30 protein-coding genes are annotated in these 25259 nt (G+C 28.9%); 27 read left to right on the top strand and 3 right to left on the bottom strand.

Annotated features, from left to right (window positions below; all coding sequences use genetic code 11):
* The 6 genes from waaA to rimM all read left to right on the top strand — a co-directional run bounded on the left by waaA (position 1) and on the right by rimM (position 4522).
* Positions 1 to 1149, top strand: coding sequence for a lipid IV(A) 3-deoxy-D-manno-octulosonic acid transferase (gene waaA / locus NJU99_RS12175; RefSeq protein WP_254576181.1), 1149 nt, complete (start codon positions 1 to 3; stop codon positions 1147 to 1149).
* Positions 1136 to 1891 carry an RluA family pseudouridine synthase gene (locus tag NJU99_RS12170; RefSeq protein ID WP_254576180.1) on the top strand — a complete coding sequence of 252 codons (756 nt, stop codon included), beginning with the start codon at positions 1136 to 1138 and terminating at the stop codon, positions 1889 to 1891. Before waaA ends, NJU99_RS12170 begins: the two co-directional genes overlap by 14 nt.
* Before the next feature lie 172 nt (positions 1892 to 2063).
* Positions 2064 to 3416, top strand: a complete 1353-nt coding sequence (ffh, locus tag NJU99_RS12165; RefSeq protein ID WP_254576179.1) for a signal recognition particle protein — start codon at positions 2064 to 2066, stop codon at positions 3414 to 3416.
* An 85-nt stretch (positions 3417 to 3501) separates the two neighbouring features.
* On the top strand, positions 3502 to 3729 hold the full coding sequence (gene rpsP, locus NJU99_RS12160; protein ID WP_254576178.1) for a 30S ribosomal protein S16: 228 nt from the start codon (positions 3502 to 3504) through the stop codon (positions 3727 to 3729).
* A 16-nt stretch (positions 3730 to 3745) separates the two neighbouring features.
* Positions 3746 to 3985 carry a KH domain-containing protein gene (locus tag NJU99_RS12155; RefSeq protein ID WP_254576177.1) on the top strand — a complete coding sequence of 80 codons (240 nt, stop codon included), beginning with the start codon at positions 3746 to 3748 and terminating at the stop codon, positions 3983 to 3985.
* 6 nt (positions 3986 to 3991) lie between these two features.
* Positions 3992 to 4522, top strand: a complete 531-nt coding sequence (gene rimM / locus NJU99_RS12150) for a ribosome maturation factor RimM (protein ID WP_254576176.1) — start codon at positions 3992 to 3994, stop codon at positions 4520 to 4522.
* Between the two features lie 7 nt (positions 4523 to 4529).
* On the opposite strand, the gene NJU99_RS12145 is transcribed toward rimM, so the two are convergent.
* From NJU99_RS12145 to flgG, 3 genes are read right to left on the bottom strand one after another with little or no spacing between them, the layout of a single operon-like run.
* A complete protein-coding gene (locus NJU99_RS12145) occupies positions 4530 to 5588 on the bottom strand; it encodes a hypothetical protein (protein ID WP_254576175.1) in 1059 nt (352 codons plus the stop codon).
* A complete protein-coding gene (locus NJU99_RS12140) occupies positions 5581 to 5994 on the bottom strand; it encodes a hypothetical protein (protein WP_254576174.1) in 414 nt (137 codons plus the stop codon). Before NJU99_RS12140 ends, NJU99_RS12145 begins: the two co-directional genes overlap by 8 nt.
* 15 nt (positions 5995 to 6009) lie before the next feature.
* Complete coding sequence (gene flgG, locus NJU99_RS12135) at positions 6010 to 6798, bottom strand: flagellar basal-body rod protein FlgG (RefSeq protein ID WP_254576173.1); 789 nt, start codon at positions 6796 to 6798, stop codon at positions 6010 to 6012.
* Positions 6799 to 6963: 165 nt separating this feature from the next.
* Here flgG and NJU99_RS12130 point away from each other — a divergent pair, with 165 nt between their 5' ends.
* The 21 genes from NJU99_RS12130 to flhF all read left to right on the top strand — a co-directional run bounded on the left by NJU99_RS12130 (position 6964) and on the right by flhF (position 25259).
* Positions 6964 to 7335, top strand: a complete 372-nt coding sequence (locus NJU99_RS12130; protein WP_254576172.1) for a response regulator — start codon at positions 6964 to 6966, stop codon at positions 7333 to 7335.
* A 17-nt stretch (positions 7336 to 7352) separates the two neighbouring features.
* The gene (locus tag NJU99_RS12125) at positions 7353 to 8396 is read left to right on the top strand and encodes a hypothetical protein (RefSeq protein ID WP_254576171.1); all 1044 of its coding nucleotides are present in this window, start codon (positions 7353 to 7355) and stop codon (positions 8394 to 8396) included.
* A 9-nt stretch (positions 8397 to 8405) separates the two neighbouring features.
* The gene (locus NJU99_RS12120; protein ID WP_254576170.1) at positions 8406 to 9125 is read left to right on the top strand and encodes a flagellar hook-basal body protein; all 720 of its coding nucleotides are present in this window, start codon (positions 8406 to 8408) and stop codon (positions 9123 to 9125) included.
* A complete protein-coding gene (gene flgB, locus NJU99_RS12115) occupies positions 9125 to 9532 on the top strand; it encodes a flagellar basal body rod protein FlgB (protein ID WP_254576169.1) in 408 nt (135 codons plus the stop codon). Before NJU99_RS12120 ends, flgB begins: the two co-directional genes overlap by 1 nt.
* 16 nt (positions 9533 to 9548) lie before the next feature.
* Positions 9549 to 11285, top strand: a complete 1737-nt coding sequence (gene fliF / locus NJU99_RS12110) for a flagellar basal-body MS-ring/collar protein FliF (RefSeq protein WP_254576168.1) — start codon at positions 9549 to 9551, stop codon at positions 11283 to 11285.
* Positions 11285 to 12298: a flagellar motor switch protein FliG gene (gene fliG / locus NJU99_RS12105; protein ID WP_254576167.1), complete on the top strand. Its 1014-nt coding sequence runs from the start codon at positions 11285 to 11287 to the stop codon at positions 12296 to 12298. Before fliF ends, fliG begins: the two co-directional genes overlap by 1 nt.
* On the top strand, positions 12298 to 12966 hold the full coding sequence (locus NJU99_RS12100; RefSeq protein WP_254576166.1) for a FliH/SctL family protein: 669 nt from the start codon (positions 12298 to 12300) through the stop codon (positions 12964 to 12966). Before fliG ends, NJU99_RS12100 begins: the two co-directional genes overlap by 1 nt.
* Positions 12967 to 13047: 81 nt before the next feature.
* A complete protein-coding gene (locus NJU99_RS12095) occupies positions 13048 to 13335 on the top strand; it encodes a FliM/FliN family flagellar motor switch protein (RefSeq protein ID WP_254576165.1) in 288 nt (95 codons plus the stop codon).
* A 10-nt stretch (positions 13336 to 13345) separates the two neighbouring features.
* Positions 13346 to 14032, top strand: a complete 687-nt coding sequence (locus NJU99_RS12090) for a flagellar hook assembly protein FlgD (protein WP_254576164.1) — start codon at positions 13346 to 13348, stop codon at positions 14030 to 14032.
* Between the two features lie 9 nt (positions 14033 to 14041).
* On the top strand, positions 14042 to 15502 hold the full coding sequence (locus tag NJU99_RS12085; protein ID WP_254576163.1) for a flagellar hook-basal body complex protein: 1461 nt from the start codon (positions 14042 to 14044) through the stop codon (positions 15500 to 15502).
* 85 nt (positions 15503 to 15587) lie between these two features.
* Positions 15588 to 17819 carry a flagellar hook-basal body complex protein gene (locus NJU99_RS12080; RefSeq protein ID WP_254576162.1) on the top strand — a complete coding sequence of 744 codons (2232 nt, stop codon included), beginning with the start codon at positions 15588 to 15590 and terminating at the stop codon, positions 17817 to 17819.
* A gap of 48 nt (positions 17820 to 17867) precedes the next feature.
* Positions 17868 to 18197 (top strand): hypothetical protein, encoded by a 330-nt coding sequence (locus tag NJU99_RS12075; protein WP_254576161.1) that lies wholly within the window; start codon positions 17868 to 17870, stop codon positions 18195 to 18197.
* The gene (locus tag NJU99_RS12070; RefSeq protein WP_254576160.1) at positions 18172 to 20211 is read left to right on the top strand and encodes a tetratricopeptide repeat protein; all 2040 of its coding nucleotides are present in this window, start codon (positions 18172 to 18174) and stop codon (positions 20209 to 20211) included. The genes NJU99_RS12075 and NJU99_RS12070 overlap by 26 nt, the downstream gene beginning before the upstream one ends.
* 87 nt (positions 20212 to 20298) lie before the next feature.
* Positions 20299 to 20616, top strand: coding sequence for a flagellin (locus NJU99_RS12065; protein ID WP_254576159.1), 318 nt, complete (start codon positions 20299 to 20301; stop codon positions 20614 to 20616).
* A gap of 11 nt (positions 20617 to 20627) precedes the next feature.
* Positions 20628 to 21500, top strand: coding sequence for a FliM/FliN family flagellar motor switch protein (locus tag NJU99_RS12060; protein ID WP_254576158.1), 873 nt, complete (start codon positions 20628 to 20630; stop codon positions 21498 to 21500).
* A 3-nt stretch (positions 21501 to 21503) separates the two neighbouring features.
* The gene (locus NJU99_RS12055; RefSeq protein ID WP_254576157.1) at positions 21504 to 22259 is read left to right on the top strand and encodes a motility protein A; all 756 of its coding nucleotides are present in this window, start codon (positions 21504 to 21506) and stop codon (positions 22257 to 22259) included.
* Positions 22260 to 22266: 7 nt separating this feature from the next.
* Positions 22267 to 23043 (top strand): OmpA/MotB family protein, encoded by a 777-nt coding sequence (locus NJU99_RS12050; RefSeq protein WP_254576156.1) that lies wholly within the window; start codon positions 22267 to 22269, stop codon positions 23041 to 23043.
* Positions 23043 to 23348: a hypothetical protein gene (locus tag NJU99_RS12045; protein ID WP_254576155.1), complete on the top strand. Its 306-nt coding sequence runs from the start codon at positions 23043 to 23045 to the stop codon at positions 23346 to 23348. The genes NJU99_RS12050 and NJU99_RS12045 overlap by 1 nt, the downstream gene beginning before the upstream one ends.
* Before the next feature lie 3 nt (positions 23349 to 23351).
* On the top strand, positions 23352 to 23729 hold the full coding sequence (locus NJU99_RS12040) for a hypothetical protein (RefSeq protein WP_254576154.1): 378 nt from the start codon (positions 23352 to 23354) through the stop codon (positions 23727 to 23729).
* A complete protein-coding gene (locus NJU99_RS12035) occupies positions 23716 to 24108 on the top strand; it encodes a hypothetical protein (protein WP_254576153.1) in 393 nt (130 codons plus the stop codon). Before NJU99_RS12040 ends, NJU99_RS12035 begins: the two co-directional genes overlap by 14 nt.
* Complete coding sequence (gene flhF / locus NJU99_RS12030) at positions 24105 to 25259, top strand: flagellar biosynthesis GTPase FlhF (RefSeq protein WP_254576152.1); 1155 nt, start codon at positions 24105 to 24107, stop codon at positions 25257 to 25259. Before NJU99_RS12035 ends, flhF begins: the two co-directional genes overlap by 4 nt.

Below are 25259 nucleotides of genomic sequence, written 5' to 3'. Positions count from 1 at the left end.
TTGAGCCTTTTTAGTATATTCTATTACATATTACTTTTTGTAATATATATACTTGCACTACCTTATTTAATTTATAAATCAAGAACTACAAAATATAAAGAAGCAATTCCAGCAAAATTTTTTTTGAAGAGTAATAAAAAGTTTAAAGAAAATGGTGTGTGGTTTCACTCATGTTCTATGGGAGAAACAAAAGCAATTAAACCTTTACTTGATGAATTTAGCACTCTTGCTAATGTTTCAGTAATTACAAATACAGGTTATGAAGAAGCAGAAAAATCTACTTCAAATGTAAGGTATTTACCTTTTGAGATTTTTTTACCATTTTGGGTAAATAAACAAAAGGTTTTAGTTGTTATGGAAGCTGAACTTTGGTATATGTTGTTTTTGTGTGCAAAAGCAAAAGGTGCAAAGACTTTTTTAATAAATGCGAGAATCTCAGATAGGTCTTATAATTCATATAAGAAATTATCATTTTTTTATAAAAAGGTTTTTGAAAATATTGATAAAGTATTTGCACAAAGCCAAGTTGATAAAAAAAGGTTGGAAAGTTTAGGTGCAAAAAATGTGGAAGTTATAGGTAATATTAAATTAGCTCAACTTCCAAAAGTTGAAAACATTTTTGATAAATTAGATTCAAATGTTATAACAGCAGCAAGTACACATGAAAAAGAAGAAGAGTTAGTATTAAATGCTTATAAAAAATCTTTTGGGAAACTTTTAATAGTTCCAAGACATCCAGAGAGATTTGAAAAAGTAGATTTACTAATAAAAGAGTTTGTTGAAAATAGTGATATTTCATATCATAAGTTTTCTACAAAGCAGAATTTTGAATCAGATATAATACTCATAGATAAAATGGGTATCTTAAATGAAATTTTTGCAATATCAGATACTGTTGTATTAGGTGGTGCTTTTGAAAAAATTGGAGGACATAACCCAATTGAGCCTGCATATTTTTCATGTAAAATAATAAGTGGTCAGAATATATTTAATCAAAAACCACTTTTTGAGTGTGTAGAGAACTACTATTTAATTGAAAATGAACAATTAGGTGAGTATTTATATAAATTAGATACTTTAGAAAAATCACAATTAACAAAAATAGGTTCATTAGAACCTATAATAAAGGAAATAAATGGCAACTTATGATAAAGCATATAAAGTATTAGCAAAACAAGAAAACATGTCTAATTCAAAAGCAAAAGATTTAATAGATAAGGGTTTAGTAAGAGCTGAGGGTAAAAAAGTAATGATAGCAAGAGGTGAGATTAGCACTGATACAAAATTTAGTGTTAAATTACCAAATGAAGTAAAAGTACTTTTTCAAGATGATAATATCATTGCTGTTGATAAACCTGCATTCTTAACAGCAGATGAAGTATCAAAGAAATTTAAAGATGCAATACTTTTAAACAGACTTGATAAAGAGACATCAGGTGTAATGATGTTTGCAAAAACAGAAGAGTTTAGAGTAAAAGCTATTAAAGAGTTTGCAGCAAATAGAGTTTACAAAGAGTATGTTGCAATAGTTGAGGGTAGAGTGGTTGATGAGATTGAAATTGATAAACCAATTTTAACTACAAGAGAAAGAAAAGGTAGTGCTAAATCTAAGATTGATACTAAAAAAGGTAAGCCTGCAAAAACAACTATTTATCCAATGTTAGTAGAAGGAAGAAAGTCAAAAGTTAAAGTAGTAATTGAATCAGGTAGAACACATCAAATTAGAGTTCATTTAAACTCTGTTGGTTTACCTATCATTGGTGATGCAGTTTATGGAAAAGTAGCACCTAATATTAATAGAGTATTACTTCATTCAAAAAAGACTAAAATTTTAGACTACGAATTTGAAGCTAGAGAGCCTAGAGAATTCAATGTGTATGAGTTTAATTAAAAATTAAGCTTGTATGATTTTATACATATAAATAAAAGCCCTATATATGGGCTTTTAAAATAAATATCGTCAATATTATTTCTGAAAAAAAACTTAATTTACACCTTCTTTAACCTTACTTGAAGTATTTAATAAGTATAATCCACAAAATTTAAAATCATGGAGTTTCGTTTTGTTTGATTCAATAACCGGTTCAATAAGAAGTGCAGTTAATAAAATAAGACATAAAGATGATGCTGCCTCATTAAAAAAAGCAGTAACAGAACTAAGAAAATCTTTATTAAAATCTGATGTACATCATAAGACTACAAAAGAGTTAATTACTGCTGTTGAATTAGAAACAAAGAAAAATGGAATAGGGCAGGACTCTTTCTTAAATGCTTTAAAAGATGAATTAACAAAACTTTTAACTACTGATGGTAACCAAGGTTTTGTATTCTCAAATACTCCTCCAACAACGATTTTAATGACAGGACTTCAGGGGTCAGGTAAAACTACAACTACAGGTAAATTAGCAAACTATTTAAAACAAAGAAAGAAAAAAGTTTTAGTAGCAGCAGCTGACTTACAAAGATTAGCAGCCGTAGAGCAATTAAAACAAATTGCTGAGCAGGTTGAAGTTGATATTTACTTTGATGACAATGAAAAAGATCCAGTGAAAATTGCAATTGCAGCACAAGAAAAAGCAAAAGCTGAACATTATGATGTATTATTAGTAGATACAGCTGGTAGACTTGCAATTGATGAAGAGTTAATGCTTCAATTAAAAGAAGTTAGAGACTCTATTAAAGTGGATGAAATTTTCTATGTAGCTGATTCATTAACAGGACATGATGCAACTAAAACAGCAACTACATTTAAAGAGAAAATTGGAATTGATGGTGTAATTCTTTCTAAATATGATGGAGATACAAAAGGTGGAGTTGCTTTATCTATTGCACATCAAGTAGGAATTCCATTAAGATTTGTTGGTATTGGTGAAAAAATGCCAGACCTTGAAGTATTTATTCCTGATAGAATTGTATCTAGATTAATGGGTGCAGGAGATATTGAAGGTTTAGCTGAAAAAACATCTGCTGTAATTGATGAGAAAAAAGCAAAAGAAGTAACTAAGAAAATTAAAAAAGGTGAGTTTAACTTTAATGATTTCTTAGATCAACTTTCTATGATGAGCAAATTAGGTTCAATGAAATCTATTATTGGAATGATTCCAGGACTTTCTCAAATGGCTGGACCATTAAAAGATATGGATTTTGAAAACTCTGATGAAATTAAAAGAATTAAAGCTTTAATTGCTTCAATGACTCCAAAAGAGAGAGAGCAACCAAGTTTAATGAATGCTTCTAGAAAGAAAAGAATTGCAAAAGGTTCTGGTTTAACAGAAATGCAAATAAATAAAATTTTGAAACAATTTAAAAATGCTTCAAAAATGGCTAAAAAACTTTCATCAAAAGGTGGAATGAAAGGCCTTCAAAATATGATGTCTCAAATGGGACCTGGCGGGATGCCAAAAATACCAAAATAACAACACACTTAATAGTATTGAGCTGTGAACTTTTTGGAGTTCAGAATTCAATACTATAATAGTAAACAAATTAAAGGAAAATAACATGACAGTAATTAGATTAACTAGAATGGGTAGAAACAAGAAACCATTTTACAGAATCGTTGTAACAGACTCAAGAAAAAGAAGAGATTCAGGATGGATTGAATCAATTGGATACTTTAACCCAGTAGCTGAGCCAAAAGTATTAAAATTAGATGAAGAAAGATATAACTATTGGTTAAGTGTTGGTGCTAAGCCATCTGAAAAAGTTAAAAAATTAGCAGCTAAATAATTTATTGAGATAAGTAATGATTACTAAATTTATAGAAAACTATGCAAAATTAATTGTTAGTGAACCTAATGATATTAAGGTTTATAAAGAGATGATTGATGATACATTTGCAGAAATAACAATTGTAGCTAATAGCGTTGATATTGGTAAACTAATTGGTAAGAATGGGAATATGATTAATGCTTTAAAAACTATGGCAAATGGTTGCAAAGCAAAAGATGGCATTTCTTATAAAATTCAAGTGGTATCTAAGTAGTTTTCTATGAATGATAAAATTTACGTAGCTAAGCTTGGAAAAGCTGTGGGTCTGAAAGGTCATTTAAGACTTTTCATTGACTCAGATTTCCCTGAACAATTTAAAAAAGGTTCAGAATTTATTACAAATAAAAAAACATCGCTAGTTATAAAAGAGTATAATTCTAATAGAGAACTTGTGCAATTTGAGAACTATGAAGATGTTGAACTTGCAAAAAAACTTACTAATCAAGAACTATACTCAACTTTTGAACAAACAAGACAAAACTGCAAACTAGAAGAAAATGAACATTTTTGGTTTGATTTAATGGATTGTAAGATAGTTGAAAATGGATTAGAGTTAGGTGTTGTAGTTGAAGTTCATAGGTATCCTTCAAGTGATTATCTTGAGATTAAAACATCTGATGAATTAGTGAAAAAAGAATTACCTAAAACCTTTCTATTGCCACATTTGTTTGATAAATATATTTTAAATGTGGACATTAAAAATAAAATTATAAATGTACAAGAGGCTTTTGTAATATTAGAAAACTCATAAGAGTTTACTAATAATTACATCTTTTATCAAACTCTTCTCTTGTTAATTCAACTTCATAAGCATTTGAAAAATCACTATTATTTAACTTATTAAATACTTCGCTTCTTTGGTTATTGTTGTCAAATGGTCCAAAATACACTTCAATATTATTGAAATCATCTCTACATAATAATACATCATTATGAATAGCTAGAACTTTGTCTAAATACTCTTTAAATAGCTCACCTTTTATTTTTGCCACATTAATTAGATTTACAAACTTTGTATCAATAGATTCATTTGTATTTGTGTACATTTGTTCATCAGATGTAGTTATTATTTCCTTTGATGGTGTTTGTTTTGACATCTCTTGTTCTTTTTTGTTCTCTTCATGTTTAATAGTATTTTCTATTTCCATTTGAGCAAGAATTAATTTTTCTCTTTCAACTTCAAGTATTTCTTTTTCTCTTAACATTTCTTCTTTTAAAGACTTTGCTTGCTCTTTTAAAAGTTCAAGTTCATTTTTTTGAGTTTCAAGTTTTTCTTTTTTTGCTTGAAGTAGTTCTTTTTCTTTTGTTAGTTCTTCTTCTTGTTGAGAAAGTTTTTCTTTATATTCTTCTTTTTCTTTCTCTAGCATCTGCTTTTGTTGTTCTATTTTGTCTTGTTCTTTTTTAGCTAAGATATCTTTATTTGTAAGTCTTGAAAGTTCTTTATTTAGATTATCAGTATTTACGTCTTTTAAGCTAAATTTATATTCATTCTGAGGCTGAACAATTTGTTTTTGTGTTGATGTTTTAGCAGGCATTTCTTCTTTTATTTCTTCTGGGTCAAAAAAGCCCATTAAGAAAAGTATAAGACCAATTATAAGTACTAAAACTAAAAAGCCAATTACTCCAAAAAGTATTTTTTTGATTTTATTATCATCTTTTTTCTTTTTAAAGCTTGGTTCTTCATCAGATGATTCTTCTTTATTTGACTCATTACTTGAATTATCATCATCTTGTGTTGCATTATTATCCCCGAAGAGTCTGTCTCTTCTAGCGTTAATTCTAACTCTTCTTCTTTTTGTTCTTCTGCCATTAGTCACTCTTTTTGGGATATTTTCTTTTTTCTTTTTGCCTAGCTAATATTTTCTCTTTATTCTTTTGATAATATTGACGTCTATATTCTCTTAATTCTTCTTTTTTCTTTTCTCTATATTCTTTATCGTATTCTAATCTTTTTTCTTTATTCTCTTCGTAATACTCTTTTTTCTTGTCTTTGTATTCATTGATTTTTGCTACTATAAGCTCTTTTCTATCATCAACATGAGCTTTTTGTACTTTTGCAATTTCTTTTATTTTACTTGCAAAGTTTAAGTCATTTAATTCATTTTCATAATCAATAACTTCTCTTTTTTTCTTTGCTTTATTTTTTAAGTAATACTCTCTTTTTTTTCTTTTATGAGCTAAAAATTTTTCTTCTCGAAGTTTTTTTAATTCATTTAAATCCATATTTTATTTAGTTACCTATCTTTTTAACCTATTAACAGTATCAAGCATACCATCAGTAGTTGTAATTGCCTTAGAATTTGCTTCATATGCTCTTTGAGCTGTAATTAAATCTACCATCTCGTTTACAAGTTTAACGTTTGATAACTCAATCATACCTTGTCTAGTATTACCAAACTGCTCTGTAGTTGGATTTCCTGTTAAAACTGCACCTGAGGCTTCTGTTTCTCTAAACAAAGACTCACCCATAGGAGCTAATCCTGCTGGATTAATAAAATCAGCAATTTCAATTTGCCCTAAATTTACTATTTCTTCTGTTTGAGGATTTGTTGCTGTAACTGTTCCATCTTTCCCTACAGTTAATTTAGTAACATTATCAGGTACCACTATTTGTGGTGAAAGTGGGTAGCCATTACCATTTACAACAGTTCCCTCAGCATTAAGTTTAAATGTACCATTTCTTGTATATGCAGTCTCTCCACTTGGCAGAGTTATTTGAAAGAAACCATTTCCTTCTATAGCTATATCTAAAGGATTTGAAGTAAGTTTTAAGTCACCTTCTGTAAAGTTTTTTTGAATACCAGAAATTCTTACACCTAAACCAACATCAATACCAGTTGGATTTAGAGTTGTTTGTGAAGTTTGACCTGCTGTGTAGTTTAAAGTTTCATAAATTAAATCTTGAAATTCAGCTCTATCTTGTTTAAAACCTGTTGAATTTACGTTTGCAATATTGTTTGAAGTAACATCAATTTGATGTTGCATAGAATTCATACCTGTTGCAGCAGTGTAAAGTCCTCTTATCATTGAATTTCCTTTGAGAGTTTTAGATTATATTTATTATATTTTAAGAACAATTAAAAAAAGATAAATCTATATAGTTATTTATCAGTTTAGATTAAGTGGATATTTAAAACAAATTATATATAATATTCAATAATTGAATATTAATAAAGATTAAAGGGTAGTATGATGAGAATTCTAATAGTTGATGATAGTTCTACTATGAGGAGAATTATTGGTAATGTTGTAATGCAGTTAGGTTACGCAAAAGATGATTTTGATGAGGCTGAAGATGGTGTTAAAGCTTGGAAACTATTAGGTGAGTCTAACTACGATGTTATTTTAACTGACTGGAATATGCCTAATATGAATGGTTTAGATTTAGTAAAAAAAGTTAGAGCAGAAGGTGCTCATCAAAAGACTCCTATTATCATGATTACAACAGAAGGTGGTAAGGGTGAAGTTATTACAGCTTTAAAAGCTGGAGTGAATAATTATATTGTAAAACCATTCAATGCAGAAGTTTTAAAAGAGAAGCTTGATGGGGTATTAAAAAAATAAGTTAATAAGGCATTATTATGAGTATGAGTCAAGAAGAAATTGAAGCATTGATGAATGGACTTGACATTTCCGATGAAGAAACATCTAAATCATCAGAAGAATCAACTGAAGTAGTTGATACAAGTGAAATTGATGAATTAATTTCTCAAACACAAAATGAAGAAAAAATTGAAACAGTTCAAGAAGAGCCTTCTGTTCCCGAAGTAAAAGATATAGAAGAAACAAAAGATATTGAAACTCCTAATGTAACTGTAGATAATGATGATATTGATGCTTTATTAAAAGATTTTGACATAAACGATGAAGTAGATGAAGAAGTGAAAACAGATGATATTTTAGATGACTTGGAACTAAATACTTCAAATGAGCAAGCTTCATCTGACGATATAGATGATTTATTATCTCAAATCGATGGAATTACAGAAGATGCTCCTAGTGTAGATGCGGTAACACAAAAATCTGAACCTAAGAAAGAAGAAGTGAGTGCAGAAAAAATTGTGCAAGATTGGACAGATACAAAAATAAATGAAGGTGTGATACCATTACCTGCTGAAAAAGATACAAAAGTTGTAAATCAATTAAACCAAGTAGCAAATGACTCAGAAGAGAAAGTTTCTCAAATTTTTGATGTATTAAGTCTTGGTTTAGATAATAATAATGAATTTAGAACTAAAGTTTCTGATATTGAAGATTTTTTAGTTTCTCAAGATAAGTTATTAAAATCATTAAATGCAAAATTTCCAAATATAGAAGTTTTTAAACAACATGTTCAAAAAGTTGAAGAAGTAAATAAAAGTTTAGAAGCTATGAAAACTATAATGAATGAAGAAGATATGAAAATCTTTGAAGCTATGGAGCTTATGCAGTTTAATGATATTAATAGACAAAAAATTGAAAGAGTTATGTCTGTTATTAGAAAGCTTTCATTATATCTTAACAATTTATTTGAAGATGATTACACTGAACAAGAAATTGCAGTTGCAAAACATATTCATGGTGATCAAGGTGAAGTATTAATTGGTGAAGATTTAGATAAATTAATTGAAGAGTTTGGGAAGTAAGGACATTTAATGAATCAAGGAACATACCCTCTTGCTGCATCTATGGTCAATCAAATAAATAGATTAGATCAAATAAGTAATAACTTAGCAAATGTTAATACAAATGGATTTAAACAAGAAGGAACAACAGAAACTACTTTTAATCATTACCTTCAAAGATCAAAAAATGAAGGCTTTGTTCCAACAAAAATTAATGAAGTTACAAATAATATTCCAAAAATTGATGCAAAATATATAAATGGCGAAATGGGACCAATAGCTCCAACTGGAAATAATTTAGATTTTGCATTAAACCAACCAGATACCTTTTTTAAAATACAAAATCAAAATGGAGACATTGTTTATAGTAGAGATGGTGCCTTTAAAGTTTTTGATGGTTTTATAGTTGATTCAAATGGAAATAATGTACTTAATACTGATAATGAACCAGTTCTTTTAGAAGAGGGTTTTGAAAACAATATAGGTGTTGCACAAATTCCATATACAAATCTTCAGAAAATAGGCAATAATACTTATAAACTTAAAGATGAAAATGAGGTTTTATTGTTTGAAAATAATGATGGCCTTTTAGAGCAAGGAGCAATTGAAAAATCAAATGTAAATTCAGTTACAGCGATGGTTGAACTAATTGATGCTCATAGAAGGTTTGAACAATCTCAAAAGGCAATTTCAACTATTGATGAAATAAACTCTAAATTAATTGATAAAATAGGGAACAATACTAGATAATGGAAGCAAGTAGCGTAACAAACACACTCTTTGCACATTTAAACTTTAGGGGTGAGAGACAAAAAGTAATATCAAGTAATCTTGCTAATATAAATACCCCAAATTATAAAACTAAAGAATTAGTTTTTGAAGATGAACTAGCAAGTCAAAAAAAAGAGCCTAGATTAGCTTTAGCTCAAACAAGTGGTCAGCATTTACCAAGTATAAATCATAATTCTAATATTCCTAATCCTAGATTAGTTCAAGTAAAAGGTTTAGAAGAACAAAATGATGGAAATAATGTAAACTTAGATACTCAAATGAGTGAAATGTCAAAAAATAAAGTAATTTTTGACGCATTGCAAGCAGCAATTAAAAAAGATTCGAGACTATTTAGATCAGTTATTGAATCATCAGCTAAAAATTAATCAGGATAAATAATATATGGATCAACTTCTAAAATTTATAAATAATTTAAATGCTGCTCAAAGAGCAGTTATTATTGGGGGATTTTCTCTTTTATTTATATTATTGATTGGTCTATTGGTTTATTCAAATATTAAAGCTGAAGATAAAAAACTAAACTATACAATTGCTTCAAATTTAACAAAATCACAAGTGATGTTAGCTAGTGATGAGCTTGAGGCTTCAGGAATTGCTTTTAGTGTTATTGGTTCAGGTAATAATCTTACATTAAAAACCTCAAAAGAGTTTATCAATATTGCAAAAATTAAACTTGTGACAAGTGAAGCCTCAACTAGTAAGCATGTAGGATGGGAAATTTTTGAAAAGTCATCATTGGGTACAACTAATTTTGAGAATAAAGTAAAGTATTTAAGAGCACTTGAAGGTGAACTTTCAAGATCACTAGAGTCTTTAACTGGTGTATTAAGAGCAAGTGTAAAAATAGCTATTCCTAAAGACACTATTTTTACAGAAAGAAAAACACTTCCAACTGCATCAGCAGTTTTATCTTTAAAGCCTGGTGTTTTTTTAACTCAAAAGCAAATTGATGGTATCAAAAACTTTATAGCATCAGCCGTTCCTGATTTAACTCATGATAATATCAAGTTAATTGATCAAGATGGAAGTTTACTTCAGAAATCTAAAGATGATATGGCTACGCAAAAGTCATATTCACAATCAAAATATAAAAAGAAAATTGAAGATGATTATGAAAAAAAGATAGTTGAATTATTAGAACCTTTTGTGGGACATGGTAGAGTTGTTGCAAAAGTTTCAGTTTCACTTGATTTTATTATGCAAGATATTCAAGAAGAGATTTATGATCCAGAAGGAACTATACGATCACAACAAGTAATAGAAAATATATCTTCATCACAAGGTACAGCAGGTGGAGCGGGTGGAGCAGCTGGAGTTGATAATAATATACAGACTCCAGGTGGTGCAGCTGGTAATGGGAACTCACAATCAAATAGTGAAGGAACAAATACTGTTACAAATTATGAGATCTCTAAAAAGATAATAAAACAAAAAGATAATAACTATTCAAGAATCAATAGAATTACAGCTGGGGTTACTTTTGATTCAACTGTATTAAATGATGTTGAAAACAAAGAAGAATTTTTAGCTTCAATTGAATCAATTGTTCAGGACACTGTTGGATATGATAGTAAAAGAGGAGATAAGGTTACTGTAAGAGACTTTAAATTTATTGGAGTTAAACCAATTTCAGCAAACGGTGTACAGCTTGATGAAAATGGTAATCCAATAGAAGTTGACTCTTCAACATCTTCATTAAATACTTTAGCTATGGTTAAAACTATACTTAAAGAGTTTAGTGAGTATATTCAGTACTTAATAGCAGCTGTTTTATTATTTATATTCTATAAAAAATTTATTGTAAACCATGAAGTTGTGATCTTAGGTGATGGTACTACTAAGAAAAAAGATGAAGTAGATGATGAAAATCTTGTTGATGATATGTTGGGAGATTATGGAGATCAATTTGATAGGGAATCAGCTAAGGGAAGATTAAAAAGTAAAATCAAAAGTCAGATATTAAATAATATTGAAGGCTTAGATGAAGAATCAGCTGCAAAATATGAAGTTTTAGTTGAAGAGCTAGATAAAGAAGTAAATAATAATCCAGCTGAAATGGCATCCATGATTGAACTTTTATTATCAGAAGGTGATGCAAATTTAAAAGGTAAGAAATAATGGCAGAAGCGAATAGTAACTTACATGAAGTTTTAAAAGGTATGTCTATGAAAGACAAGGTTGCTAGATTCTTTGTTTTGATTGGAGAAGAGGCAACTGTAAAGATATTTCAACACTTACCCAAAGATACAGTAGAAGATATTTCAACTGCAATTACTCAAATAAACTCTATTGATAAAGAAACATCCTTAGCTATTTTAGAAGAGTTTCATTTATATACAAGAACAAAAGGTTTTATTAGTTCTGGTGGTTATGATTTTGCTAGAGATATTTTATATAAATCACTTGGAAAAGGTGAAGCTGATGAAGTATTAGCAAAACTATCAAGATTACAGTTAGCTTCTCAGTCGTTTTCTTATTTAGATGCTATTAATCCAAAACAATTATCAGATTTTATTAAAGATGAGTCACCTCATACGATAGCTGTAATTTTATCACATATGGATGCTCCTAAATCAGCTGAAGTTTTAATGCAACTTGAAGAAGAAGTAAGAGTTAAAGTTACTATGCAAATGGCAACAATAAAAGATGTTTCACCAGATGTTGTAAGAACTATTTCTGTTGTACTTGAGAAAAAGCTTGAATCATTACTTTCTTCTATTGTTGATGTTGGTGGTGTAAAAGTTGTTGCTGATATGTTAAATAGATTAGGTCCAAAATCACAAGATATTCTAAAGAATATCAATGGTGTAGATACTTCTTTAGCAACTAAAATTAAGGAAAATATGTTTGTATTTGAAGATTTATTAAATCTTGAAACTGAATATGTAATGAAGATTTTACAAAATGTAGATACAGGAGATGTAGCTGTTGCTATGAAAAATGCTCCAGATGAAGACATGGAGAAAATTACAGGTGCAATGTCTCAAAGAGCTAGAGATAGATTTAAAGAAGAGTTTGAGATGCTTAATAAAGTTAAAATTAAAGATATTGAAGCTTCTCAAAGAAAGATGCTTGATGTTGCACAAAAAATGATTGAAGATGGAATCATTGATAGAGAAATGGATGAATAATGGCAAGCAATAATGTTCGATCAAATGCAAAAGTTTTAAATGGAAGTGGTGAAGTTCAAAAGTACGAATTAGGTAATTTTGTAAATGGTTCAAATAATGTACAAGAAGAACCAGCTCCTACAAGGCAAGCAGTGTTAGATACAAGAGAATTAAATGGTCATATTGATCCTGTATTAAGTGAAGTAAGAAATCTTGCAGCACAAATTAATCAAATTTCACAAAAAGTTAATAGTATTGAAAATGGTGGGGTTCAAGGTAGAGATATTGATACTCAAGTTGTACAAGCAATAAAAGATTTAAAGCATTATGCTGCTTTTTTTGAACAAGCAACTTTTCAAATGGAATCAAAGCTTTTAAAAACTTCTATTTCAATTGCACAAAAAATAATTAGTATTGAGGTTGGAGAGAATTCAGCTAAAATTGCAAAACAAACAATTTCTCATTTACTTGATAAAATTAAAACTGCTTCAAAGGTTCAGATTCATTTAAATCCAAAAGATTATCAACTTTTAAAAGATCAATTAGCACTTGAACCTTATATAGAATTAAGAGAAGATGCTAATGTTGCTGCTGGTGGAGTAGTAATTGCTAGTGATTTGGGTAACTTTGATGGAAATATAGAAGCAAAAGTTGCTTCAATGCTAGAGACCCTAGATACTGTTATTTAATTAAACATTGCCTGCTATTTAATTTCTCAAAATTTTATGTTATAATGTATATAGAATAATATTTTTTATAAAAGTTTGGTTATGGAAATAAGTGAAAGAGATTATGATATATTAGTTGATACGGAAATTACTGTTGATGTAATGTTAGGGAATTCTAATATTACTATTGCTGAGTTTTTAAAACTAGGTGATGGAGACATAATTTCATTGGACAAGCTAGCGGGAGCTGGTGGAGATATATATGTAAATCAAAGAATTATTGGTACAGGTGATATTATTGTAATTGATGATAAGTTGGCTGTAAGGGTTCAAGATGCAATGGATTCAGACAATGTTGTTAGATACTTCTTTGATGAAAATTTAGTATAGGAGTTATATTATGGCTGTTGATAATGTTCAAGTAAATACAAGTACAGGTGTTGATGGAAATGCCTATACTTCTTCTGTTAGTAATGATGAATTAACGAATGACGACTTTTTAAAACTAATGATTCAAGAATTAAAGCTACAAGATCCTACAAAACCTATGGATTCAAAACAAATGTTGGCTTCTCAAATGCAAATGTCAACTATTAGTACAAATCAAGAAATGGTAAAAGCTATGGCTTCATTGCAGACTTCTTATGCACAAACTGCATTATCAAATGCTGCTAATGTTATAGGAAAAAATGTAGAAGATGGTAATATTGGCGAAAATGGAATAACTAAAGCTTATACTGTAAGGTCTGTTGAAACAGTTGATGGTCAAGTGCAGGTAAAAGCTCAACAAATATTATATTATGAAGACAGGGTTAAATTAACTGCTGCTGATGATGAATCATCTGATACTTTAGTTAATTATAATGTTAAAGGTGAGATTTTAGATAATGACGGAAATGTTACTGATAATAAAATAGTATTACAAGAGCCAGGCCTTCCTTTAGTAAGAGATGGAAAACTTGTTATTCTTGATAAAAATAATGAAGAAATAACAGATCATAAATATGAGTTAGCAGGAGCTACAACGCCAGTATTCTCTGATCAATTAACTTCCATACCATTTTCTAATTTAACTAAAATATTCTAAGGATAAATTATGATTGGTGGACTTTGGAATGGATATTCTGGCTTAAATACATATGAAAAAGCTTTAACAGCTGAATCAAATAATTCTTCAAATACTAATACTGTTGGATATAAGGCTAACGATGTTAGATTTGAAGATTTAATGTACAAAAATGGTACTGGTAGTGGTGTCCAAATTGAGCAAGTATTTAAAAGATTCCAACAAGGTGATATTAAACCAACAGGTCATAGTTTAGACATAGGTATTGAGGGTAAGGGTTATTTTATGGTAAATGACCCCCAAAATAATGAACTTTACTATTCAAGAGCTGGAAATTTTCAGTTAGGGGCTGATGGCTTATTACAAACACCAGATGGACTAAAAGTTCAAGGTTTAATTCCACAAGAACCCCAAGTAATAACAACTAATCCTGATTATATTCAGTTAGGCAAAGTTCATTCAAATTTTGTTGCAAGTGAAAATATTGGTAATGAAAATTTTATTCAAACAATAAATGCACGAATTGGTGACTATTCAAATACTGCCCAAACTAGTGGAATTAGTGGAGAAGGTTTTAAGAGAGCTAGTTCAAAAGTAGTTGATATTGAAGCTTTAATTACTGATTATAAAGATAAATTAGATTTATATAGATCAGTATCAACACAGGAAGCGACTCTTTCTCAAAATCAAATCACAAGTTTGGATTTTAGTAGTTATTTATCAGAATTAAATAATGAAAACGATTTCATTAAAGTTAATATTAACAATAGAGAAGTAAGACAACAATTTGACACGGATATTGATACTACTATGAGATTATTTGCAGATAAAATATCTAGTATTCAAGGTATGAATTCTTATGTAGATACTACAATTGGAAAAGTTACTGTAGAATCTATGATACCAGCAAAAGAAATAGCTATATATGATGTAGCTGTAAATGATAAAGCAGCTTCTATTAATCAAATTCAAAATCAAAGTTTAGGTACAGGTTATGGAATTGTAATAAGTGCTAGAGATGCATTAAAAGCAGCTGTTGAAGCAGCTGGTTCTGAGTTTATTGAAATAACTAGCACTATAAACTTACAAAATCAAGAAGCATTACAGGTTAATGATATACAAATGAAGTTAGCAAATTTAAATCTTTCAGAATATACTTTTGGTTCTATTAGTATAGATGAGGGTATTATTTATTTATCTGATGGAGACAATAAGTTTGTAGTAGGTAAGGTTCAAACAGCTTTTTTTAGAAATGATCAAGGCTTGGAACCTCAAGGAAATAACTTGTATAAAAGTGGTTTAGAAGCAGGAGAACCACAGTATGCAGGAAAAATTAATACTTTACATAAAGACTCATTAGAAGTTAGTAATACAGATAATGCTGACACTATGACTAATTTATTAACTTATCAAAAAGCATTTGAGGCAAATTCAAAGTCAATAACTACATCTGATGAGTTATTAAAAACAGCTATTAATCTTAGGAAATAATAGCTATTAATATTTACATATTAGTACTTTTTAAAGTATTAATATGTGAACATTTTGTTCACCATTTTTATAAAAAGGATAAATCATGATTGGCGCACTATGGACGGGGATATCTGGACTATCTTCACAACAACAAGCATTAGACAATGAATCAAATAATATTGCCAATGTAAATACAATCGGATTTAAGTCATCAAGAATATCATTTGCAGACCAAATGTACCAAGATAGAATTGGTAAAGGTTCAAAGATATTAGATGCAGAGAAACTATACACACAAGGTAACCTAAAATTAACAGGTGTTGATTACGATATGGCCTTAAGTGGTGAGGGTTTCTTTACAGTTGCAAATACAAGAGCAACAGGAACAACTGAGAACTTCTATACAAGAGCCGGAAACTTCAGAATGGGTGATAATGGAACCCTTCAAGATTCAGCAGGAAATGAAGTTCAAGGTTGGATGATGACTTCAATTGATCCACAAAAAGATGTAACAAGTACAAATCCAAATGTAAATGTATTTACAAATGATTATACTAAACTTTTATCATCAAAAATCATAAAACATAGTACATATGTAGAAACAATTACAGCAAAAGCCACTGATTATACTCAAACAGCAAAGGGTGACTCAGAAACAGTATTTGACGGAGCAGGATATAAAAGTAAATCTGCAAAAGTATCAGATATTGAAGCTGCAATAAAAGATTATGCTACGTGGCTACAAAGATTATCAGAAGAGCCAGATGGAGCATCAGCAACATCAACAGCACAAGTATCACATATTAACTTTAAAACATCAGATGCAGACTCACTAGTAAGTAAAGAGGGTGAAGAAATATATGTATTTATAGATGGTGTAAAAAAATCACAAACATATATATCAACAACAGCAACTGAACAATGGATTAAAGACTTTTATGTAGATGCAGCTGCAAATACACCATTTGGAGATGCATACCTAGCAGATTATAGTTTACCTGCAACAGGAACATTATCATCACCTCCAACAGATGCAGAAATTGATGCTCTAACAAGTGCACAAAAAGATACTTTAAATATGATAGCAAGTAGAATTGAGACATATAAAGGTTTAGCAAATAAGATTTCTGATGAAGTACCAGGCTTAGTAGCACATATATCAGATGAGGGTGGAGGAACAAATAATGATGTATTAGAATTAGATGATACATTAAGTCCAAATTCTCATGATTTATACCAAATGTCAAAAGGTATAATACAGATTAAATCACTTATACCAGGACAAGAGTTTACAATATCAGAAGTGGGTGAGAGTTCAGGTAACACAACAGTACAAGGTAATTATTTAACAACAATTGCAGCTAAAAAAGGTGAAGGTATTGGAGCACTAGAGTCATCAAAAGATGCTTTATCTAAACTTATTACTGGTAAGCAAAGAGATGTTTATACTACTAGTGATTTATCATTGGCAAAAGATGGGAGTGTTACAAAAGACTTTACATATGGTATTACAATCTATGATAAAGAGTTAGGTCAAAGTGTACCAATTCCAAATGATGGTGCAACTCCTCCAAATGCTTTAAATATTCACTTAGATGGTGTTACATCAATAGATGATATTGTTGCAGCTATTAATGATAGTTCAAGAATTACTTATTCATCAGAGGATGGTACTACATCAACAGTAACAAATAACTTACCTGATCATATAGTTGCAAAAAATGTAAATGGACACTTAGTAATTGAAACATTAAATGAAAATTATGATGTAGAATTTACAGGTTCTATGAAAATTGCTGATGATCATACTACAGATACAGCTGGTGCAAACCTAACAGCTGTATATACTCCACTTGATAAAAATAATGATTACAGTGGAAGACAAGGTGCCGGTGCTGAGTTTATTGAACTTATAAATAAAGTAGATCAAACTGCTACAAAAGGTTCATTACAATTAAGACTTGATACTTTAGGTATTTCAGATTCAGCCTTTGGTGAGTTCTCAGTTGATAGTACTGGTCTTATTATGATGAAACAAGATGGAGCTGATTTTGCAATTGGTCAAGTAGCAATTGCTTTATTTAATAATAATAGAGGCTTAAATCCATCAGGTGATAACTTACTTGCTAAGACAAATGAGTCAGGTGAGCCTATTTATAACTTAAATAATGACAAAACTGCAAAAGTTGAAGGTAAAACTTTAGAACTTAGTACAGCTGATTTAAGTGAAAGTTTAGTAAATCTTATGGTATTCCAAAGAGCCTTTGAAGCAAATGCTAAATCAATCACAACTTCAGATCAGTTATTAAACACATTAATCAACTTAAAAAGATAATAAGTGAAGTAGTATTATACTACTTTACTTAAATTGCGTAGGATAGTTTTGGAAAATTTTTTATTAATTACAATTATTGGAATCTTATTATTATATTTTTTCTCAAGTGCTAATGTATACAAGTCTTTGTATCGAAAAGTAAATGAAGAAAAGAATTTGTTAGAAGAAGAAATTAGTAAGTTGCAAAAAATAGTTGATAGATATGAAAAACAAGCAAAAATTAGTTCAAACACATTATCAAATAGTCATGATAATCTTCAAGTTGCAAGGGATGATTTACAAGAAGCAAGACTTGAAAATATGAATCTAAGACATAGAGTTGATGAACTTGAAAGTAGAAATGAAGAGTTATATGCACAAGTTAACACAATGGTTTAGAAAAAATAAATTAACAAATATTTTAGTATATAAAATAGTATTAGTATTTGCTATTTTTAATAGTACTTTATATGCTAAAAATGAGTTAATAGAGTCTCAACCAGAGATACTTTTTCAATATGATAAATTAAAAAAAACACAAGAGAACTTAGCTATACAAGTTGAGTTTAATAAAGCAGTGCTTTTTTTAGGAAAAGGTGAATATAAAAAAGCTATAGAAATTCTTGAAAGAACTTCTCCTATAATAGAAATACCATCAAAACTAAATATTGGAATTGCTTATTATAAATTAGGTGCTATTGATAAAGCAATTGTTTATTTAAATAGTATTTATGAAAATAAAACAGCTTCTAATACTAATACTTATTCATATATGTCAGCTTGTTATTATTTATATCAAATTTCAAAAGATAATAAGTACTTAGACACTATTGTAAAAATTGCAAGGAAATATAAGGATTTAACTGAACATTCAAAAAGAATGCTTGCTGATACTTATATAATATTAAAAGAGTACAAAAGTGCTTTAAAAATTTTAAATGCAATGGATTATGCAATGGATTTAAAAAAAGCTCTTTTATATATAAAATTAAAAGATTATGAAAAAGCAAATATTCTTTTAGAAAAAGCTCAAAATAATACTTTGAATCCTAATAGATTAAATCATATTCTTTGGTTTAGAGTTTTTATAGATTTAAAATCTAATAATATTGAAAGATTAAGAGAGAATTTGGATTTAATACAAGAAAGAAAATCTATTTTTAAAGCCAATCAAGATTTACCATTAGAAATATTTTTTAATGAAAATAAATACACAGCAAAAGACTATTTAGATTTTGTATTGAAATTTGATGATGATCGAAATTATAGTTTTTTATTCTATTTCGCACCATTTATTTTTTCAGATTCTCAAGAGATTATTTATGATAGTTCAAAAGGCTTTATTTTTAATTCACAAGGTAATCTAGACTCTTTAGAAGAAATGGTAGAGTATAACAATAAATTTTTAAGTATTATAAAAGAAGATCCTATAATAAGAGTGGTTAAACTAAAAAAACTTTTAGCCACAGATACTAAGTCTTACATATATTATAATTTAGCATTATCGTACACACATATTCAAGATTATTTTAATGCTCATAAGCATTTTCAAAAAGCTTTTAAGTTAAATCCTGGTAATAAATTATATGCTGTAATGACTCTTATAACAGCAAATAAATTAGGAAAAAAACTAAAAGATCAAGATTATATTGATGCAATAATAAGATCAAAAGAAGGAACTTATAACTATTTTGCTAAAAAAGTGTATAAACTATTTATAAATGAAGAATATAAGTTTGAAAAAGAAGCATTATCTTATAAAAACACTATTTTTTCTAAGGCTTTAGACTATTTAGAAAAGCTAAAAAATAATGAACATACAATAGATCATCCTTTATTATCAAAACACTTTAAAGACCCTTTGACATATTTAATGAGGTTAGTCTATAGAAATGAAAATGAGAGTAATTATAAGTATTTCTCTAGATTACAAGATAGTGTTCCTTTAACTCTTAATAATAATTTTTTAGAAGGTCCACTTATTATCACAAAATATTATATTGATATTTTAAAAGCAATTGGCTTAATGAAAAAAGCTGATTTAACAATCGTGGGTAAAAAGTCTCCATCTTATCTTCGAACTAAGGCTTTAAGTGATTTGCATTTGGGTAAACCTGATGAGACTATCAAAACAATTGAGTATTTGCAAAAAGAGTATAAACTTGAGGATAAGTATACGATGTATCTTTTAGTTGCTGGTTTACTTGAAGCAGGAAGATATAATGACGCTTCAATTCAAATTTCATTAATTAAAGCAATTTTGAATGATAAGGATGCAGACTTTTTAACGGCTGTACAGCTAATTCAAGAACTTAAGATTTCAAGTGCAAAGCAATATATTACGCAGGCTTATAAAGATGCCCTTATTGACTTTAAACTTATTGGCTTTGATGAATATTTAGAATCTTTATAATTTATACATAAAACTTTTTATACAACTAATTATTTAAATTTTTTTCTGCTATAATATTTAAAAATAGTATCTTTCAAGGAGTCTAGTATGGAACTTGGTAGAGTCGCTGAAATAGATAATGCAAAACTAAATAATATTGAAAAAGTTGAAAAAGTAAACGAAACGAGTGAAAAAAGTAAGCTAATTCAAGATGAAGAGTATAAAAAAACACTTGGTAGTAAACAAGAAATACAAGCAAATGAAGTAATTTTAGATAATGTAAAATTTGGGTATAACAAGAATTCAAAAGACTTTTTTGTAAAAATTACTAAAGGTGATGCTGAATATAAATATCCTACGGAAGATATGATGAAAGTAAAAGCATACATCCTTCAACAACTAGAAGAAACACAAAATAAAAAATAAGGTTAGTTTAATTGGCATCAGATTTATCAAATATATTCAAAGATGAACTTGCAAATACGCTGGAGCAGTTATTATCAAATAGTTCACAAGTTGAAACAGTAAACCCTTTATCAATAGAGAACTATGAATCTTCACAGTTTATAGAAGCACAAGTAAAATTTGACTTTAAAGCCATCTCTTCAACTTGCTTTTTTTATGTACCAACAATAAGTGCTACAAAATTTGAATACTTAATGCTGGGTGGAATGGGTGATTTAAAAGAGCATATTGATGATGAGATTACCGATGCTGTAAATGAAATAATATCAAATATTTGTGGAAGTTTTTGTACTGCTGTTAATGCACAAGGTTTTGGAGATGTTGAATCAATAAAAGCTGAAGTTGTAGGTTCAAAGATAGTTGAACTTGATGTTTTAGAAGCAAAACAAAATAGTCATGAGTTTGTAGTATCTTTAGGTGATGAGAAATTACCAATAATTGTAAATTTTGATGAAATTATACTTCCTTTCTTCTCTACTATTGTTGGAGATACAGCTCCTGTTCAAGATCAAGCACCTCAAAGTGCACCGCAAGCTACTCCTTCACCCTCAAGTTCAAGTATGGATAGCTCTTTTAAGCCACCAAAAAATTTAGAATTATTATATGATGTAAAATTAAAATTAAGTGTAAGACTTGGTACTAAGATTGTTTTATTGAAAGATATTTTAAAATGGGACGTTGGTGAAATTATTGAACTTGAACAAATGGTAAATGAGCCTTTAGAAGTTTTAGTAAATGGTGTTAAGATTGGTGAAGGTGAAGCTGTTATAGTTGAAGGAAAATTTGGTTTAAAAATCAAAAAAATTGGAAATGAAGACTTAAGATTAAGTCACATAGGGATGTAAGTTATGGATAAAAGTACCTTAGCTGGGTTTGGTGGTGGATGGGGTTTAGTTGCCTTAGCTATTATTTTAGGTGGAGTTGGTTTTGGACCTTATCTTGATGTACCTTCTGTTGTTATCGTATTTGGTGGAACAATTGCCGTTACAGCAGGACAGTTTGAAGCAAGTGATTTAAAAAGAGTTGGTGCTTCAATGAAAGTTGCAATAAATGAAGTTCCTGTAGAACCCTTACCTGAGTTAGTTGAAAAAATCATATTTTATGCTACTGAGATTAAAAAACATGGTGTAATGCAGATTGAACAAAAAGTTATGGAAGAAACAAACCCTTTTTTCAAAGAAGGTTTTCAACTTTTAGTTGATGGTACAAAGCCAGAAGTTTTAGAGCCTTTACTTGAATATAAATTAGAGCATATGGAAAAAAGACATAAGACAATGATTGGTATTTTTGGAAATATTGGTGGAACAGCAGGAGCAATGGGTATGATTGGAACACTTGTTGGTCTTGTTGCTATGCTTGCAAACCTTTCAGATCCAGCTGCTGTTGGTCCAGCTATGGCCGTTGCCTTACTTACTACAATGTATGGGGCTTTAGTTGGAACATTAATTGCAGGTATTTTTGAAAGTAAATTAGAACAAAAACATAATAAAGAAATGGTTGCTTGTGAAGTAATTATAAAAGGTACTACAATGATTGCTGCTGAGGAATCAATAGGTAATATCAAAATGCAGTTAAATGCGATTTTAACAGAAGTGGAAGAGTAGAAAATAAATGGGAAAGAATAAATGTCCAGAGTGTCCTAAGTGTTTACCAGGTTGGCTAGTTCAATTTGGTGACCTTATGTCATTACTTTTAACATTCTTTATTCTTCTTTTATCTATGGCAGTAATGGATAAAAAGAAAGTTGAAGAGTATTTTGAGGTAATGAAAAAAGCAATGGGTTTTATTGATACTACAACTTCTGTAGAAACACAAACTGAAAAACATGATAATGCTCAAAGTACATCTGAAGATGATGATAGTGATGGTTCTAGTGAAAGTGCAGCTGAAAATGCAGCGGAAGAGATGTCTCAAATTGTACAAGAAATAAATTCGAATTCAACAACAGAACTTCAAGAAGTAAATATAGAAAAAGGGAAAAATGAATTTACTTTAGATATTCCCTCAACTATTATGTTTAACCCAGGTGAGTATGATTTAACAAATCCAGCAGCTAAAAACTTTGTTGCAAAAATTGCAAGAGTTATTAGAACAATGCCTCAAACTTTTAATATAGAAATTATAGGGCATACAGATAGAAATAATTTAAACAATAGTGAAATACCAAGGGATGGATGGGATATATCAGCATTAAGATCTATTTCTGTTGTAAAAGAGCTTATTAAAAATAGAATTGATCCATCAATTTTAAAAGTATCTGCTTACTCCTCATTTCATCCGAAAAGTGAACTTTCAGCAGATAATAGAAGAGTAGAAATGAGATTCTTTGCTCAAGAAGCACAAGATGATATTTTAAGTGAAGAAAATTTCTTTGATAGGTTGGAATAATGGATATTAATAGTAATAACTTAGTAAATATGTCTATGATTAATAATACAAAAAAATTTGATAATATTAAAACAGATAAGTTAGAAGAAGAACAATTAAAAAAAGTAAGTGACGAGTTTGAAGCATTTTTTTTAAAGCAAATTATGGATATATCTTTGAAATCAACAAAAGTAGCTGGTGAAGGTGCTGGTTCTGATATTATAAAAGGTATGTATACACAAGCTGTTTCAGATAATTCAACCGGAAGTTTGGGAATAAGTAATATGCTTTATGAATTTTTATCAAGAAATAACAAGCAAGGATAAATTATGGTTAATGATGTAGTAAATAATATGACAAAACTTGTTAATGAATTAAAAGAATCAATTAAGCAAGATATCACAGATATAAAAGCGGGTAAAAATGAAGCTCTTCTTGAAAGAAATGACCATAAACATGATTTGATAAATGAAATTGCTTCTTTAAAATCAGATTTAAATCGTGAATTGATTTCTGAAATGAAAGAGGGAGTTGATGTAAATATTTATAGAGATCAAGTTGATGCTCTAGAAGATGATTTGAAAGAACTTTATGAATTAAATAAAAAATTAGCTTCAATCGTTTTACCAATTAAGCAAATGTATAGTGATTTAGTTGATGAAATAACAGTTGTAAATGGAGGACAAATCTTCGATGTTAAAGCATAGTTTATTGATTATACTTTTGTCAATTCACTCTTATGCATTAACGGTTCTTATAGCAAAAGAATCATTTGCTTATGAGGAAAAACTATCCAAATCAAAACTAAGATTGGTTAATGTTAATAAAGTAAGAAAATCTTGTATTCCTTTAACTTTAAAAGATATAAATGAGAATGAGTATGTAACTAAACATTATATAAATGATGGTTCAATTCTTTGTCAAAAAAATGTAAAAACTTATAAAAAACAAAGTGTGACATTCAAATTTGGTGCACTGGAAATAGAAAAAAAAGGTAAAATTATTTATGAGAACAATGATTTTATCAGAATAAAAAAGGCTGATGGTACAATTGAAAAAATCTATAAAGATGGAAGATTAAAATGAATATGCTCTCTTTCTTAGGAGAAACACCTACAGCTGCACTACGAGCTGCTCAAGATGAGTGTGGTGAAGAAGCAATTGTAATATCAACTAAAAAAATTGCCAATGCTCATGATGCAGGTAAAAATATGTATGAGGTTGTTGTTGCTTTAGAGGATGAAGACAAAAAAAATAACATGCCTTATAAAAAATCAGTAGTTACAAAACAATATAAACAAGACTCAACACCAATTAATACACATGTATATGATTTTAAAGAAGAGATTACAAAAATGCAAGAGAAGTTAGAGCTTGTTCAAAAATCTTTATGGAACCCTAAAAGTCAGCTATATGATTTAACAATTCCCCATGAATTTGTAGATATTTATAATCTTTTTGAGAAAAATGAGTTTGATCAAGAAATGACATATACAATTATGAAAAAGACAATTAAGCAATTGCCTATTTCTTTAAAATCAAATCCTAAAAAAGTAAATGATTTTTTTAAATTAATTCTTAGAAGAATCATCCCTGTAAAATATGAAATGCCATTAAGAAAACATCAAAGAAAGATTATTATGATGGTAGGACCAACAGGCGTTGGAAAAACTACAACTATTTCAAAATTAGCTGCTAGATATGCTTATAAATTAGGTCAAAGTTATAAAGTAGGGATTGTTACGTTAGACTCATTTAGAGTAGGTGCTATTGAGCAATTGCAAGCATATACTAATATTATGAGACTTCCTTTAGAGATTGTAAAAAAGCCAGAGGATTTATCAGAGGCACTTTTAAGATTAAAAGATTGTAATTATATATTTATAGATACAGCTGGATCTAGCCAATATGACGTTGATAAAATTGAGATGATTAATGATTATCAAAAGAAAGTTGAAGAATTACCAATTGAGAAAATATTAGTAATGCCTGCAAATGTTAAACAAAGTGATTTACTTGAAATATATGCTAATTATTCAAGGCTTAATATTGATTATTTAACTTTCACAAAACTTGATGAAACAAAAAGTTTTGGTAATCTAATTTCATTTTCACATAAAACAAAAAAATCAATAACTTATTTTTCAATTGGACAAAATGTACCAGATGATTTAGTTGTTTCTGATAGCTCTTTTTTAATTGATTGTTTTATGAATAATGAATGTGTTAGGAGATAG

Source organism: Arcobacter roscoffensis (assembly GCF_024267655.1).
GTDB lineage: Bacteria > Campylobacterota > Campylobacteria > Campylobacterales > Arcobacteraceae > Arcobacter_B > Arcobacter_B roscoffensis.
Note: the sequence above shows the minus strand (reverse complement) of the source record. Positions and strands in the feature narration are given on the sequence as shown.